General features: G+C 52.8%; 14 protein-coding genes and 1 other annotated feature. Of the genes, 7 read left to right on the top strand and 7 right to left on the bottom strand.

The genetic code is table 11. The features are described 5' to 3' along the window. Positions 1-13: 13 nt before the first annotated feature. Complete coding sequence (locus tag ACSIPU_RS17265) at positions 14-1,384, top strand: PepSY-associated TM helix domain-containing protein (protein WP_196557985.1); 1,371 nt, start codon at positions 14-16, stop codon at positions 1,382-1,384. Positions 1,385-1,388: 4 nt separating this feature from the next. Here ACSIPU_RS17265 and ACSIPU_RS17260 read toward each other — a convergent pair whose 3' ends face one another. Genes ACSIPU_RS17260 through ACSIPU_RS17250 form a run of 3 tightly spaced genes read right to left on the bottom strand, consistent with a single transcriptional unit; the run spans position 1,389 to position 3,608 of the window. Next, on the bottom strand, positions 1,389-1,871 hold the full coding sequence (locus ACSIPU_RS17260) for an OmpA family protein (protein WP_004104626.1): 483 nt from the start codon (positions 1,869-1,871) through the stop codon (positions 1,389-1,391). Positions 1,872-1,882: 11 nt separating this feature from the next. After that, positions 1,883-3,106, bottom strand: coding sequence for a diguanylate cyclase DgcN (dgcN, locus tag ACSIPU_RS17255; protein ID WP_004104624.1), 1,224 nt, complete (start codon positions 3,104-3,106; stop codon positions 1,883-1,885). Beyond that, positions 3,099-3,608: a YfiR family protein gene (locus ACSIPU_RS17250; protein ID WP_004104622.1), complete on the bottom strand. Its 510-nt coding sequence runs from the start codon at positions 3,606-3,608 to the stop codon at positions 3,099-3,101. The genes dgcN and ACSIPU_RS17250 overlap by 8 nt, the downstream gene beginning before the upstream one ends. A 344-nt stretch (positions 3,609-3,952) precedes the next feature. Between ACSIPU_RS17250 and aroF the strand changes: the two genes are divergently transcribed. The 3 genes from aroF (at position 3,953) to ACSIPU_RS17235 (ending at position 7,095) form a co-directional block, all read left to right on the top strand. Further along, a complete protein-coding gene (gene aroF / locus ACSIPU_RS17245; protein WP_004104620.1) occupies positions 3,953-5,023 on the top strand; it encodes a 3-deoxy-7-phosphoheptulonate synthase AroF in 1,071 nt (356 codons plus the stop codon). Positions 5,024-5,032: 9 nt separating this feature from the next. Further along, positions 5,033-6,154: a bifunctional chorismate mutase/prephenate dehydrogenase gene (gene tyrA, locus ACSIPU_RS17240; protein WP_004104619.1), complete on the top strand. Its 1,122-nt coding sequence runs from the start codon at positions 5,033-5,035 to the stop codon at positions 6,152-6,154. A 68-nt stretch (positions 6,155-6,222) separates the two neighbouring features. Continuing rightward, on the top strand, positions 6,223-7,095 hold the full coding sequence (locus ACSIPU_RS17235) for an SMP-30/gluconolactonase/LRE family protein (protein WP_196551315.1): 873 nt from the start codon (positions 6,223-6,225) through the stop codon (positions 7,093-7,095). Here ACSIPU_RS17235 and pheA read toward each other — a convergent pair. The 4 genes from pheA to bamD all read right to left on the bottom strand — a co-directional run bounded on the left by pheA (position 7,092) and on the right by bamD (position 9,858). Continuing rightward, complete coding sequence (gene pheA, locus ACSIPU_RS17230) at positions 7,092-8,252, bottom strand: bifunctional chorismate mutase/prephenate dehydratase (RefSeq protein WP_004104617.1); 1,161 nt, start codon at positions 8,250-8,252, stop codon at positions 7,092-7,094. The genes ACSIPU_RS17235 and pheA overlap by 4 nt on opposite strands. Positions 8,253-8,282: 30 nt before the next feature. After that, positions 8,283-8,407: a sequence feature (Phe leader region), on the bottom strand. Further along, on the bottom strand, positions 8,359-8,406 hold the full coding sequence (gene pheL / locus ACSIPU_RS17225) for a pheA operon leader peptide PheL (protein WP_101706155.1): 48 nt from the start codon (positions 8,404-8,406) through the stop codon (positions 8,359-8,361). Its footprint overlaps the feature before it by 48 nt. 106 nt (positions 8,408-8,513) lie before the next feature. After that, entirely contained in the window at positions 8,514-8,849 is a 336-nt protein-coding gene (gene raiA, locus ACSIPU_RS17220; RefSeq protein ID WP_004104616.1) for a ribosome-associated translation inhibitor RaiA, read from the bottom strand. Between the two features lie 271 nt (positions 8,850-9,120). Further along, positions 9,121-9,858, bottom strand: coding sequence for an outer membrane protein assembly factor BamD (gene bamD / locus ACSIPU_RS17215; RefSeq protein WP_004104615.1), 738 nt, complete (start codon positions 9,856-9,858; stop codon positions 9,121-9,123). 132 nt (positions 9,859-9,990) lie between these two features. On the opposite strand from bamD, the gene rluD reads away from it, so the two are divergent. The 3 genes from rluD to clpB all read left to right on the top strand — a co-directional run bounded on the left by rluD (position 9,991) and on the right by clpB (position 14,400). Beyond that, the gene (rluD, locus tag ACSIPU_RS17210) at positions 9,991-10,971 is read left to right on the top strand and encodes a 23S rRNA pseudouridine(1911/1915/1917) synthase RluD (RefSeq protein ID WP_004104614.1); all 981 of its coding nucleotides are present in this window, start codon (positions 9,991-9,993) and stop codon (positions 10,969-10,971) included. Then, positions 10,968-11,699 carry a purine nucleoside phosphorylase YfiH gene (gene yfiH, locus ACSIPU_RS17205; protein WP_004104612.1) on the top strand — a complete coding sequence of 244 codons (732 nt, stop codon included), beginning with the start codon at positions 10,968-10,970 and terminating at the stop codon, positions 11,697-11,699. The genes rluD and yfiH overlap by 4 nt, the downstream gene beginning before the upstream one ends. A gap of 127 nt (positions 11,700-11,826) precedes the next feature. Next, positions 11,827-14,400 carry an ATP-dependent chaperone ClpB gene (gene clpB / locus ACSIPU_RS17200; RefSeq protein WP_004104610.1) on the top strand — a complete coding sequence of 858 codons (2,574 nt, stop codon included), beginning with the start codon at positions 11,827-11,829 and terminating at the stop codon, positions 14,398-14,400. Positions 14,401-14,801 lie beyond the last annotated feature (401 nt).

The raw sequence follows: 14,801 nt of genomic DNA, 5'->3' as shown, positions 1-14,801 counted from the left end.
AAAAAGGAAAAGTATGACTACCTGCACCTCGCGCGCGGCATGGCTGAACCTGCTGCGTCGTCTTCATTTCTATATCGGACTGTTTATCGGACCGTTTATCTTCGTGGCGGCTCTAACCGGTACGCTCTATGTCGCCACCCCGCAGCTGGAAAGCTGGCTCTATAAAGAGACTCTGGAGGGGACGCTCAGCGGCGAAAAGCAGCCGCTGAGCGCGCAAATTACCGTAGCAATGGAGGCGGTCCAGGGAAACCTCCGTTTGCACGCGGTTCGACCGGGGATTATGGCTGGCGATACTACCCGAGTGATGTTTATTGATCCAAATCTTGGCGAGTCTGAAACTCGGGCAATTTTTGTCGATCCGGTGACGTTACGCGTGACAGGTGATATGCCGGTTTACGGCACCAGCGGTATTTTGCCGCTGCGGCAGTGGATTGATTATGCCCATCGCTCTTTGCTGCTGGGTAACTTAGGCCGACTGTACAGCGAGCTGGCAGCCTCCTGGATGTGGGTTGCCGCTCTTGGCGGGATCGCGCTGTGGTCGATGACCCGACCGCGTCGTCGTATAAATAATAGAGTGCAGAATAACCGTCGCCTGCATGTTTCTCTCGGCTGGGCGCTGTTAATCGGTATGCTGTTATTCTCTGCGACCGGTTTGACCTGGTCACAATGGGCGGGCAGTAACGTCGACAAGATGCGCGCCGCCTTTGGCTGGTTGACGCCGCAGGTGAACGCGCAGCTGGAAAGAACCACTCCGGCAATACAGGATCCACATGCGGAACATCATATGAGACACGGGGCGATGGAGAAGACGAACGTCCCACTTCGCGTAGAGGATTTTGACGAGGTCCTGCAGGCTGCTCGCAAGTCCGGGCTGGAAGCAGGCAAGCTGGAGATTCGTCCTCCGTCGGCCTCCGGACGGGCGTGGACGGTAAATGAAATTGACAGAAGCTGGCCGACACAGGTTGATGCGGTAGCGATCGATGGTTCAAATATGCAGGTCGTGGACCGCACTCATTTTTCCGACTTTCCGCTGATGGCTAAACTAACCCGCTGGGGCGTGGATTTCCATATGGGAATTTTGTTCGGGCTTGCCAATCAGCTACTGCTTATCGTATTCGGGATTGCACTCTGCGTGATGATCGTGGTGGGGTACCGTTTGTGGTGGATACGCCGTCCCGCGAGTTCGGCCTTTAACCCGGCTAATACGCTGCTCCACGCGTGGCTGGGCTTAGCATGGCCTGCTCGTCTGTCGATCGGCGTTATCACAGTGATGTTGGGGCTGGCGCTGCCGCTAATGGGGATTAGCCTCGCGATGTGTCTCGCCGTTGATTATCTGCGCTGGCGCGCAGCAACGGCGATGACAGAGGCTAAGTCAGTCGAATAGGTGCTTAAGGCGTGCTGATAACCACCGTGACGCGGCGGTTTTCAGCGCGTCCTTGTGCGGTAGCGTTGCTGGCTATCGGATACTTTTTCCCGAGCCCGCGAGTGGTCAAATTGGTGCGCGGAATATTTGCCCCTTCGGCCCAGGCATCCGCAACGCTGTTCGCGCGTTTAAGCGATAACATTTCGTTGTAAGCGTCTTCGCCGTAATTATCAGTATGTCCTTCGAGACGACTATGGGTAATTCCGGTGGTGGCCAGACGCGAAGCCATAGTGCGAATTTGCTGTTTGCTATCGGCACGCAGGTGATAGTCGTTTTTGTCGAATAATATGGAGTCAGATATTCCTAATGACCAGTCGCCATTGGCTTCAGTAAAGCCATATGACTTCATTGCTGCAATTTGTTCTGCAGAGAATTTTCCTTGCGGAGCCTGACAGCCGCTTAGAAAAAGTGCGGCCAGTAAAGCAGGAGCAAAATATTTCCCGATCATGGTGATTCCTTTTATTTTTGCGTTCGCTGTAAGCGCTGGTGTTTCATCCGATACATATTTTGGTCGGCAAGTTCTTGCAGATTTTCCGCGGAGGCATGTTCCCAGGTTAACGCGTAACCAATACTCAGCGACAGCCTGACGGTGTGGCCGTTGTGGAGATTAAACGGCGGGATAAACTGCTCCGACAATGCGCTGCAGAGTGCCTGAACTTCAGCCTCTGTATGAACATTGCGCAGCAGAATGGCAAATTCATCGCCGCCGAGACGCCACGCCTGGTGCTGTTTGCCGACAAAGGCCATCAGGCGGCTGGCGACCTCAATTAACACCTTGTCGCCGGCAGCATGGCCCCAGTTATCGTTAATGAGCTTGAAATTATCGCCGTCAAGAAAAAGCAGCGCAGAACTACCATGGACGGTTTCGTCTTTCATCAACGCATTAATAACGTTGCGGAAAGCGGCTCTGTTAGCCAGGCCGGTCAACGGATCGTGCAAGGAGCTACGCAGAAGCTGGGCATTTTTAGCCTGAAGCTGCCGCTGCCAGTCCTCCATCTCGCCCAGCAGACTATTAAAGTCCAGGGCAAAGAGGTGAAACTCTTCAATACGCTCTTCGGGGACCCGACGAGAGAAATGGCGATTTTCGCGGATATCATGGACTACCTCGGTAATACTCTGCAGCGCAGCCACGATGCCGCGATGCAGCGAGTGGGTAAGCAGCAATGCAATGCATGAGGCGAGAAAAATGCTGCCGGTTAGCACAATAATTGAGATACCGAGGAAATAGCTTATCAGCCTGTCCAGCGCGGTCAGACGAAGTTCACCGATAACTTTCCCCTGGTGCAGGATAGGTTGTACCGTGGGTTCCGGGAATAGCCATTTGCTGATAACGTCGCTGACTTTATCCTGCCTGGCCAGGCCATCGTTATGCCATGAGGCAAAGGGCTTCTGCCGACCGTCGACCAGGATTGCCTGCGAAAACTGTCCCTGCTTGCCCAGCGTGGCCAGGGTATCTTCAGCCGCCGCGCTATCGCCAAAGACCAGCGCGGCTTCCAGACTACGGCCCATCGTGGCGGCGGTGAGCTCCAGATTTTTTTGTGCGTATTGCTTGAGTGTGAATATGGAAGCGGCGCAGAGCAATAGCCAGACCAGTGTCATAGAGATAACAACGCTTATCATGCTGATACGGCGTAGCGCTCTTTTAAATGTGGGGCGCGGGGCCTGAGAAAAATCCTTATTCATGTGATGTTTTCCGGGCAAGCATCAGCACATCGGGATTAACCCGAACGCCGCTGTGCGTCAGTACATCCAGATTTACGGAAAATCTGACTCTCTCATTGTTTATAAGCAGGCAAAATGCGCTGCCAATAGAGCAATCGGTGTTTTGTTCCGCAATAAGCAATAGGGGCCGGTTTCCATATTTAGCTGTAAATTCAGACTGCTGAGTCGGAGATTCACTGCCAAAATAAAAACCATCGCAGGTCGTCTGTAAGGCTTCTTCCGTATTACGAACAATCACGGGTTTATAAGGCAATAATTCCGGTGCTTCTTCGGCCAGGCTATGGATATAACGTGATGTCGAAAAAATACAAAGCTTTGGCGGGCCGGATAACTGCGGCCAGCGTGTATAGGTCACGATTCCCGAAACGATCGTCCGAACATTTTCAGACGGTTCGGAGGCAACAGCAGAGATACCCACGAGCGATAGTACTAAAGTCAAAAAGAGACGGTGAAGAACTGTCATTACGGATCCGTCAGGTTGTCATAGCGCGGGGGATGCAGATTGCTGAAACCCGGGCGAAGAATAGCATTATTGCTGAAAACCGTCATTAGCCAGCCCCGCCGCTTTAAGATAATTCTCACCAGGATTTTTCGTAAAAGAATGGAGTGAAAAGAGGGGAAGTGCTGAACCTGCATGCTTGTTGTAAATATAACTGTACAGCATGAAGTGAATCTGGCGCGATTTAATTTATAACTGTAAAGTAAAATTTACGGAATATGGATTGAAATCTTTACTTCATATGGTATCGTTACGTCATCCTCGCTGAGGCAATAACTATCGCAAACGAGCTATACAGGATCGCAATCATGCAAAAAGACGCGCTGAATAACGTACATATTACTGACGAACAGGTTTTGATCACGCCGGATCAGTTGAAAGCTGAATTCCCTCTGAGCGTTGAGCAGGAAGCGCAGATCGCGCAGTCTCGTCAGACCATCTCTGACATCATCGCCGGTCGCGATCCGCGCCTGTTGGTGGTATGTGGTCCTTGTTCGATTCACGATCCTGAAACCGCCATTGAGTACGCTCGTCGTTTTAAAGCCCTTGCCGAAGAGGTCAGCGATAGCCTCTATCTGGTCATGCGCGTCTATTTTGAGAAACCCCGCACCACCGTTGGCTGGAAAGGGCTGATTAACGATCCGCATATGGATGGTTCGTTTGATGTAGAAGGCGGCTTGAAAATTGCGCGTCGTCTGCTGGTTGAGCTGGTCAATATGGGGCTGCCGTTAGCGACGGAAGCGTTGGATCCTAACAGTCCTCAATACCTCGGCGATCTGTTTAGCTGGTCCGCCATCGGCGCGCGTACGACAGAATCTCAGACTCACCGCGAGATGGCCTCCGGGTTGTCGATGCCGGTCGGCTTTAAAAACGGCACCGATGGCAGCCTTGCAACGGCAATTAACGCCATGCGCGCTGCCGCAATGCCGCACCGCTTCGTCGGTATTAACCAGGCCGGTCAGGTGTGTCTGCTGCAAACGCAGGGCAATCCAAACGGACACGTCATTCTGCGTGGCGGTAAAGCGCCCAACTACGGCCCGGAAGATGTCGCGAAGTGCGAAAAAGAGATGACTCAGGCGGGACTGAAACCCTCTCTGATGGTAGATTGCAGCCATGGGAATTCTAATAAAGACTACCGCCGCCAGCCTGCGGTTGCTGAATCCGTCGTCGCGCAGATTAAAGATGGTAATCGTTCCATTATTGGTCTGATGATTGAGAGCAATATCCACGAAGGAAACCAGTCCTCTGAGCAGCCGCGTTGCGATATGAAATACGGTGTCTCCGTGACCGATGCCTGCATTAGTTGGGAAACCACCGATGCGTTGCTCCGCGAACTTGATAAGGATCTGCGAGGCCATCTGGCGGCTCGTCTGGCGTAAGAGGATTATATGGTTGCTGAACTGACCGCGTTACGCGATCAAATTGATGAAGTCGATAAAGCGCTGCTGGAACTGCTGGCTAAGCGCCTGGAGCTGGTTGCGGAAGTCGGAGAAGTTAAAAGCCAATACGGTCTGCCGATTTACGTCCCTGAACGTGAATCGGCGATGCTGGCCTCCCGCCGTGAGGAGGCTGAGGCGCTAGGGGTTCCGCCGGATCTTATCGAAGATGTTTTGCGTCGCGTCATGCGTGAGTCTTACTCCAGCGAGAACGATAAAGGTTTTAAAACGCTTTATCCGAATCTGCGTCCGGTGGTGATCGTCGGCGGCGGCGGGCAAATGGGGCGACTGTTTGAAAAAATGCTGACGCTTTCCGGATATCAGGTGCGTATCCTCGAGAAAGACGACTGGTCTCGGGCCGAGGAGATCGTCGCCGATGCCGGAATGGTCATCGTCAGCGTACCGATTCACACAACAGCGGCAACGATTGCTCAACTGCCGCCGCTGCCGGCGGACTGCATTCTGGTCGACCTGGCCTCGGTGAAAGCGGAACCGCTACAGGCGATGCTGGCCGCGCATAACGGACCGGTATTGGGATTACACCCCATGTTTGGGCCTGACAGCGGCAGCCTGGCGAAGCAGGTCGTGGTGTATTGCGATGGCCGCCAGCCTGAGGCGTACCAGTGGTTCCTGGAACAAATCCAGGTCTGGGGCGCGCGGCTCCATCGTATTAGCGCCGTCGAACACGATCAGAACATGGCCTTTATTCAGGCGTTGCGCCACTTTGCCACCTTCGCTTATGGCCTGCACCTGGCCGAAGAGAACGTGCGACTTGAGCAACTTCTGGCGCTGTCGTCACCGATTTATCGCCTTGAACTGGCGATGGTTGGCCGGCTGTTCGCCCAGGATCCGCAGCTCTACGCAGATATTATTATGTCCTCAGAAAACAACCTGGCGCTGATTAAGCGCTACTACCAGCGCTTCGGTGAAGCTATCGGCCTGCTGGAACAAGGGGATAAACAGGCATTCATTGACAGCTTCCGTAAGGTCGAGCACTGGTTCGGTGATTATGCCCAGCGCTTCCAGAGCGAAAGCCGGACGTTGCTGCGTCAGGCAAATGATAATCGGCAGTAAGTGTTAAAAGACGTATACAATAAAGCCAGAGGGGTGACCCGCTGGCTTTTTTTATAGGGATGAAAACGATGGCTGAACCACAACCGCTGTTTGATTACACCGGGCATTTACCGGAATGTCCGACCTGGAGCGAAGCCGAACAGGCATTGTACTGGGCCGATATTATGGAGTGCGAAATTCATCGCTACGACGTGCAGACGGGCGATCATCAGGTACTGCAGTTTCCCGAAGAGCCCGGCTGTTTTGCACTACGCGAAAAGGGCGGTTTTATCGTCGCTTTACGTAGCGGTATCTGGCTCACCGATGTTCATGGATTACTGCAGCGAAAAGTCTGCGATAACCCCAGTAATCCGCAATTAGCCCGTTTTAACGATGGCGGAACCGATCGCGATGGCCGCTTTTATGTCGGGACTTTCTGGGGACCGGGAGATTTTAACGGCGCGCTCTTGATGCGCGTTGATAACGATCTCTCTCCGCAGGTTATCCAGTGCGACATTCATGGCGCCAACGGTCTGGCATTTAGTGAAGACAAGCGGTGGATGTATACCTCGGATACGCCCAATGCCGTTATCTATCGTACACCGCTGGATGAGCAGGGCGAGGTGGGTAAACGCGAGGTCTTTCGTCGCTTTCAGCCCGGTGAGGGCATTCCTGATGGCGCGGCCATCGATACTGAAGGTTGCTACTGGAGCGCGATGTTTGACGGTTGGCGTATTGCGCGCTTTTCTCCGACGGGCGAGCAACTGGAGGAGTACCGTCTACCGGTGCGTTGCCCGACGATGGTGTGCTTTGGCGGAGCGGATATGAAAACGCTCTATATCACGACCACGCGGGAGAATATGGATGCTGAAGAGCGGGCGAAATATCCGCTTTCCGGCGCGATCTTCACCCTGCCGGTGACCGTGGCAGGGATGAAGAAGTTGCCGTTTACAGAACGTTAAACCGGATCGACCGGCACCACGTTTTCGCTGGCATAACATCCCAGTACTTTCATTGAACGGGTTATCTCGGCCAGCTCTTTTAATGCCTTACGCATTGGCATTGACTCCAGGTTGGCCTGGATATCCAGATAAAACATCTCTTCCCACGGATTGCCATGAATAGGACGCGATTCCAGCTTGGTCATAATCAGGTTATGGTTTCTCAGCACCAGTAGCGCTTCTACCAGGGCCCCGGCTTGCTGGCCGGTAGCCATCAACAGAGTGGTTTTCGCCGGCACCTGATCGGAGACCTCCACCGCTTTACGCGCCAGAACGAGGAAGCGGGTGATGTTTTGCGTCTGGTTAGCCTGGCAATGTTCCAGTACCTGCAAACCGTGCAGCGCTCCGCCTGCTTCGCTGCCCAGAGCGGCAACGGTTGGCGATTTTGCCTGAGCGACCTTTTCCATCGCCGAAGACGTGCTATCGGTATATTCAATGTTCCAGTGCGGATAGCGGCTTAGATACTGGCTGCACTGCTGGAACGGCTGCGGATGGCTGTAGACCGTCGTAATCTGTTGCGCATCGGTGGATGTTGAAACCAGCACGCAGTGATCGATAGGCAGCGTCAGCTCGCCAACGATAGATAGGCTGGTGTGCTGCAGAAGGTCATAAACATCATTGATGCCGCCAGAACTGGTATTTTCAATAGGGACGACGGCGTAATCAGCCTGACCGGTTTCCACTTGCTCAAAGATATCCGCGAATTTAGCGCAGCCGCTTTCGATAAACTGTTCAAAGTGGCGGGCGGCATACTGACGAGCCGCAAGATGCGAGTATGAACCTTTGGGCCCGAGAAACGCGACTCGTGCAGAGTGCGGATTAATTTTATTCAGATGCTGCTGGAGCAGCGTTTGCTGGGTAAGGACCGAGTCTTCAATAATGAGTTGAAACAGGCGTGTGATGTAGTGGGCATCAAGATGGTGTTTTTTTCCCAGCGTCATCAGGCGTTCAAGCAGATCGCGCTCGCGGTCGATATCCCGCACCGGCCGGTGCGATGCCAGCTTGGCTTTTCCAACCTCTACGGCCAGGCCGCGGCGTTCCGCCAGCAGCGCCAGCAGTTTTTCATCCAGAGCGCTGATCTTATCGCGTAGGGCCAGTAATGGGTTTTCCTCGGTCATATGTGTTGCCTTTCTTGTTATTGATTATCAATAAAAAAGGCCTCCCTTTTGGGAGGCCTTATTGTTCGTCTTCGCATTCTTTATCACACGACGAATTGCCTCCCATTCAGGGGAAGGTAAAAAAGAATGCGAAGAAGAACGGGATGAGTTTCACGATGAATTCCTTGAGTTAGTGGGGATTACAGTACCTGTACTGTTTTCACTCTGTCAATAAAAAACGCGCCCGAAGGCGCGTGGCATGACACAAGCTTAAGTTAAGGATTACTCTTCTTCTTCCACAAAGCCTGCCTCTTTCACCGATGTGGCGGCGCGGCGGGCTTCCCCTTTGTGTTGCACTTTATTTAGCTGCCGTTCCAGCTTGTTGATCAATTCGTTGATTGCGGCATACATGTCTTCGTGCCGTGCGCTGGCAACCAGGTGACCGTTCGGCGTATTGATGGTTGCGTCAGCGACAAAACCCTGCGGCTCCTTAGAGAGGATGATATGCGGGTTGATTAAGTGAGTTTGCCATTTATCCAGTTTGGCGAGACGGTCTGCGACGTGCTGGCGAATTGCCGGAGTAATTTCCATTTGTTTACTGGTAATGTTCATTGTCATAAATTTTACCTCTTGTCTTTCCCGTCTTGGTGAATTCAGCATACCTCGCCTAATGTCAAAAAGCGTGATTTAAATCACATTTTATTGTCACTTTTTGTCAACGAATCTGTTTTGTGAGAAAGGACAGGAACAGGCGAGATTTTACTTGTCGAATGGCAGAAAGAGAGCCATATTTGATGAGTTAACTCGGGGCTAAACCGCTTCAGCTAAACTATTTAACGAATAAAAAAACGGCAGCCCTTGGGCTGCCGTTTTGTTTAGCGACCGACTATCAGGTGTTCTTGCTGTTAGCCGCAATGATCTTCGCAACCTTGTCAGCCTGAGCGTTCATTTGCATCTGACGGTAGGCATTTTCCATCTTCGGTAGCGCATCACGGGTGGCCTGCGTATCCGGGTAATTACGCAGCATGCCATCGACGCGGTTAACCACTGCAACCCATGCGCCACGATCGGTATAGTAATCGACCACTGACAGCTCGTACTTCGCCAGGCGATCCTTCAGGAACACCATACGCTTGTAAGCATCGGTAGAGTACTGACTGTTAGGATAGCCACGGACCAGCCTGGAGAAGTCGTTAAAGGCATCACGCGCGTGTTGTGGGTCGCGATCGGAGCGATCGACGCCAAAGAAGCCCTGCAGCGCACTGTCATCCAACGCCATATTTGTCAGACCACGCATATAAATGACGTAATCAATGTTAGGATGCGTAGGGTTCAGGCGTACAAAGCGATCGATGGCTGCCTGAGCCAGCGGCAGGTCTGCGTTTTTGTAGTACGCATAAATCAGGTCCAACTGCACCTGTTGGGAATAAGGTCCAAAGGGATAACGGTTATCCAACGCTTCCAGTTGCGTTATTGCCTGTTTCCAGTTACCGTCCTGCAGCTTTTGCTGAGCGGTCGCGTAGATCTCATTCGGCGGATTATCGGGCACCTCCTCCTTTGAGCCAGAGCAACCCACCAAAGCCAGGCTCAGTGTGGCTGCTGCCACCAGGTATTTCATGCGCGTCATGACGTTTTGACTTCCTCAAAATGTTTATGCGGGAGAATCTCTGTTCCTGCTCCCGATTAAGACCAGCTACAATAGCACACTATATTAAACGGCAAAGCCGTAAAACCCAACGTTAAAACGAAGAAGCTGTATATGGCACAACGAGTACAACTCAACGCAACGGTGTCCGAAAATCAACTCGGACAACGCTTAGATCAGGCTTTGGCCGAATTGTTCCCGGATTATTCGCGTTCGCGCATAAAAGAATGGATCCTTGACCAGAGAGTGCTGGTAAACGGCAGCGTCAGCGACAAGCCGAAAGAGAAAGTTCTGGGAGGGGAGACGATTGCTATCGATGTTGAAATCGAAGAAGAAGTTCGTTTCCAGGCACAGGATATTCCGCTCAATATCGTTTATGAAGATGATGACATCCTCGTAATTAATAAACCGCGCGATTTAGTTGTGCATCCTGGCGCGGGCAACCCTGACGGTACTGTGCTGAATGCGCTGTTGCACTACTATCCGGCCATTGCTGACGTGCCGCGTGCGGGGATTGTGCACCGTCTTGATAAAGACACCACCGGTTTGATGGTGGTCGCGAAGACTATTCCGGCGCAAACCCGACTGGTGGAGTCCCTGCAGCTGCGCGAAATCACCCGCGAGTATGAGGCGGTGGCGATTGGTCATATGACGGCTGGCGGAACGGTTGAAGAACCGATTAGCCGCCACCCGACCAAGCGTACGCATATGGCGGTACATCCCATGGGAAAACCGGCGGTAACACACTACCGGATTATGGAGCATTTTCGCATCCATACTCGGCTGCGCCTGCGCCTGGAAACCGGCCGTACGCACCAGATTCGCGTACATATGGCGCACATTACTCACCCGCTGGTGGGCGATCAGGTCTACGGCGGTCGCCCGCGTCCGCCCAAAGGGGCATCCGAAGAGTTCATCGCTGCCCTGCGGAAGTTCGATCGTCAGGCGCTGCATGCCACCATGCTACGCTTATACCATCCGATCAGCGGAATTGAGATGGAATGGCATGCGCCAATTCCACAGGACATGGTGGATTTGATTGATGCCATGCGCGCGGATTTTGAAGCCCATAAAGACGATATCGACTGGCTATGACTAAACTGATTGTACCGCAATGGCCGATGCCGGAAGGCGTGGCTGCCTGTAGTTCTACGCGCGCTGGCGGGGTAAGTTTATCGCCATACGATTCACTTAATCTCGGCGCCCATTGTGGAGACAATCTACAGTACGTAGAAGAGAACCGTCGGCGTATGTTCGCCGCTGGCGGCCTGCCGTCATATCCGGTATGGCTGGAGCAGGTTCACGGTACGGCAGTTTTGCGACTCGATGGCGGGCCGTACGAGTCAAAGCGAGCGGATGCTTCGTACTGCAATGTGCCGGGGACGGTCTGCGCGGTGATGACCGCTGACTGCCTGCCGGTGCTTTTTTGTAACCGCGCGGGTACTGAAGTTGCGGCTGCGCATGCCGGTTGGCGAGGGCTGTGCGAAGGCGTACTGGAAGAAACCATCGCCTGTTTCGCCGATAAACCGGAAAATATCATGGCCTGGCTTGGGCCCGCCATTGGGCCGGATGCGTTTGAGGTCGGCCCGGAAGTGCGGGAAGCTTTTATGGCAAAAGATGCCCTGGCGGAACGTGCATTTCGTCCCGCGGGCGAAAAATATTTTGCTGATATTTATCAACTGGCTCGTCAGCGTCTGGCGGGCGTTGGCGTTGAGCAGATTTACGGCGGTGACCGCTGTACCCTCAGCGAAAAGGATGATTTTTTCTCTTATCGCCGCGACAAGATGACGGGTCGTATGGCAAGTTTCATCTGGCTGATATAACCTGCCGAACTAAGACGATCCAGAAGGCAAACTTATTTTTGCATAGTTCAGGTCTTTAACCTTGAATAATTGAGGGATGACCTCATTTAATCTCCAGTAGCAAATTTGACCTGTTATGGGAGGAGTTATGCGTCTGGATCGTCTTACCAATAAATTCCAGCTTGCTCTTGCCGATGCCCAGTCCCTTGCGCTTGGGCACGACAACCAATTCATCGAACCTCTTCATCTTATGAGCGCCTTGCTGAATCAGGAAGGGGGATCGGTACGTCCTTTATTAACTTCGGCTGGCATCAACGCCGGAGAGCTACGCACGAATATTGAACAGGCGCTAAGCCGTTTGCCGCAGGTGGAAGGTACCGGTGGTGATGTTCAACCGTCCCAGGACTTAGTGCGTATTCTGAACCTTTGCGACAAGCTGGCGCAAAAGAGAAAGGACAACTTTATTTCGTCAGAACTGTTCGTTCTGGCTGCGCTTGAATCACGCGGTACGCTGACCGACCTTTTAAAATCTGCCGGAGCAACAACCGCCAACGTGAGTCAGGCGATTGAACAAATGCGCGGAGGTGAAAGCGTGAACGATCAGGGTGCCGAAGATCAACGTCAGGCATTGAAAAAATTTACCGTCGATCTGACCGAGCGTGCCGAGCAGGGCAAGCTTGACCCGGTCATCGGTCGTGATGAAGAAATTCGTCGTACGATTCAGGTTCTGCAGCGTCGTACCAAAAATAACCCGGTGCTCATCGGTGAGCCTGGCGTAGGTAAAACGGCCATTGTTGAGGGGCTGGCGCAGCGGATCGTTAACGGCGAGGTGCCGGAAGGGCTGAAGGGCCGTCGAGTTCTGGCGCTGGATATGGGCGCGCTGGTGGCGGGTGCCAAATACCGCGGTGAGTTTGAAGAACGCTTAAAAGGCGTACTGAACGATCTCGCTAAGCAGGAAGGTAACGTTATCCTGTTTATCGATGAGCTGCACACGATGGTGGGGGCAGGTAAAGCAGACGGTGCAATGGATGCCGGCAACATGCTGAAACCGGCGCTGGCGCGCGGTGAACTGCACTGTGTGGGTGCCACAACGCTGGATGAATACCGGCAGTATATTGAGAAAGATGCCGCTCTGGAACGTCGTTTCCAGAAAGTATTCGTGGCGGAGCCGACTGTTGAGGATACCATTGCGATTTTGCGTGGTCTGAAAGAACGGTATGAACTGCACCATCACGTGCAGATCACCGACCCGGCGATTGTGGCGGCAGCCACGCTGTCCCATCGTTATATTGCCGATCGACAGCTGCCGGATAAAGCCATCGACCTGATCGATGAAGCCGCTTCCAGCATTCGGATGCAGATTGACTCAAAACCGGAAGAGCTGGACCGGCTCGACCGCCGTATCATCCAGCTCAAGCTGGAGCAGCAGGCGCTGAAGAAAGAGTCTGATGACGCCAGCATTAAGCGACTGGATATGCTAAATGAGGAACTGGCGGATAAAGAACGTCAGTACTCAGAATTAGAGGAAGAGTGGAAGGCTGAAAAAGCCTCGCTTTCCGGCACTCAGACCATTAAGGCTGAACTGGAACAGGCTAAAATCGCCATTGAGCAGGCGCGTCGCGTCGGCGATCTGGCGCGAATGTCCGAGCTCCAGTATGGCAAGATCCCTGAGCTGGAAAAACAGCTGGCGGCGGCAACGCAGTCTGAAGGCAAAACGATGCGTCTGCTGCGTAACAAAGTAACGGATGCCGAAATCGCGGAAGTGCTGGCTCGCTGGACGGGTATTCCGGTGGCCAGAATGCTTGAAGGTGAACGTGAGAAACTGCTGCGTATGGAGCAGGATTTGCATAGCCGCGTTATTGGTCAGAACGAAGCGGTGGAAGCAGTATCTAACGCGATTCGCCGTAGCCGTGCTGGTTTATCCGATCCTAACAGGCCGATTGGCTCGTTCCTGTTCCTTGGGCCTACCGGGGTGGGTAAAACAGAACTCTGTAAAGCTCTGGCCAACTTTATGTTCGATAGCGACGATGCAATGGTACGTATCGACATGTCAGAGTTTATGGAGAAACATTCCGTTTCACGTCTGGTTGGGGCGCCTCCGGGATACGTGGGCTATGAAGAAGGCGGCTATCTGACCGAGGCGGTCCGTCGTCGTCCTTATTCTGTCATCCTGCTGGATGAAGTGGAAAAAGCGCACCCGGATGTCTTTAACATTCTGCTGCAGGTGCTGGATGATGGACGTTTGACCGATGGGCAGGGGAGAACGGTCGACTTCCGTAATACGGTGGTCATCATGACTTCTAACCTTGGCTCCGACCTTATTCAGGAACGCTTTGGGGCACTGGATTATGGCCATATGAAGGAGATGGTGCTGGGCGTGGTTAGTCAAAGCTTCCGTCCAGAGTTTATCAACCGTATTGACGAAGTGGTTGTCTTCCATCCGCTGGGTGAAAAACATATTGCTTCTATCGCGCAGATTCAGCTGCAGCGGTTGTATAAACGACTTGAGGAACGCGGCTACGAAGTCCACATGTCTGATGAAGCGCTGAAATTGCTGAGCGAAAATGGATACGATCCTGTTTATGGCGCACGTCCTCTGAAACGTGCTATCCAGCAACAGATCGAAAACCCGCTGGCGCAGCAGATCCTCTCCGGTGAATTGATACCGGGTAAAGCAGTGCAACTGGTTGTGAAAGATGACCGGATAGTGGCAGTGCAGTAAATCACAAAACAGCAAAAACGGGCCCCTGGGGCTCGTTTTTGTTTAAAAACCAGGCAATAATCTCTTTCCTGCTGGCGATTTGGCTGAAAATTAAGCGGGTGAGTTTTTTTTTGAAAATACCGCTTGTCACTTTGAAATTACGCCCTATAATGCGCTCCCACTGACACGGAACAACGGCTTACAGCCCGCCGGGTCAGCGGGATTCAGCGATGAATACCGGCAGAGAAAAGCGAAATTAAACGCTTGACTCTGAATGAGGAAAACGTATTATACGGGACCTCGCAACGGTGAGCGAAAGCCGCGTTGCACTGCTCTTTAACAATTTATCAGACAATCTGTGTGGGCACTCAAAGTGACATGGATTCTTAACGTCTTCGGACGAAAAATGAATACCAAGTCTC

The sequence above is a fragment of the Klebsiella sp. HN106 genome (assembly GCF_051209435.1).
GTDB classification, from domain to species: Bacteria; Pseudomonadota; Gammaproteobacteria; order Enterobacterales; family Enterobacteriaceae; genus Klebsiella; species Klebsiella oxytoca.
Note: the sequence above shows the minus strand (reverse complement) of the source record. Positions and strands in the feature narration are given on the sequence as shown.

Coding starts and splice junctions, on each gene's coding strand:
- ACSIPU_RS17265 (WP_196557985.1), top strand. CDS start 14: ATGACTACCTGCACCTCGCGCGCGGCATGGCTGAACCTGCTGCGTCGT.
- ACSIPU_RS17260 (WP_004104626.1), bottom strand. CDS start 1,871: ATGATCGGGAAATATTTTGCTCCTGCTTTACTGGCCGCACTTTTTCTA.
- dgcN (WP_004104624.1), bottom strand. CDS start 3,106: ATGAATAAGGATTTTTCTCAGGCCCCGCGCCCCACATTTAAAAGAGCG.
- ACSIPU_RS17250 (WP_004104622.1), bottom strand. CDS start 3,608: ATGACAGTTCTTCACCGTCTCTTTTTGACTTTAGTACTATCGCTCGTG.
- aroF (WP_004104620.1), top strand. CDS start 3,953: ATGCAAAAAGACGCGCTGAATAACGTACATATTACTGACGAACAGGTT.
- tyrA (WP_004104619.1), top strand. CDS start 5,033: ATGGTTGCTGAACTGACCGCGTTACGCGATCAAATTGATGAAGTCGAT.
- ACSIPU_RS17235 (WP_196551315.1), top strand. CDS start 6,223: ATGGCTGAACCACAACCGCTGTTTGATTACACCGGGCATTTACCGGAA.
- pheA (WP_004104617.1), bottom strand. CDS start 8,252: ATGACCGAGGAAAACCCATTACTGGCCCTACGCGATAAGATCAGCGCT.
- raiA (WP_004104616.1), bottom strand. CDS start 8,849: ATGACAATGAACATTACCAGTAAACAAATGGAAATTACTCCGGCAATT.
- bamD (WP_004104615.1), bottom strand. CDS start 9,858: ATGACGCGCATGAAATACCTGGTGGCAGCAGCCACACTGAGCCTGGCT.
- rluD (WP_004104614.1), top strand. CDS start 9,991: ATGGCACAACGAGTACAACTCAACGCAACGGTGTCCGAAAATCAACTC.
- yfiH (WP_004104612.1), top strand. CDS start 10,968: ATGACTAAACTGATTGTACCGCAATGGCCGATGCCGGAAGGCGTGGCT.
- clpB (WP_004104610.1), top strand. CDS start 11,827: ATGCGTCTGGATCGTCTTACCAATAAATTCCAGCTTGCTCTTGCCGAT.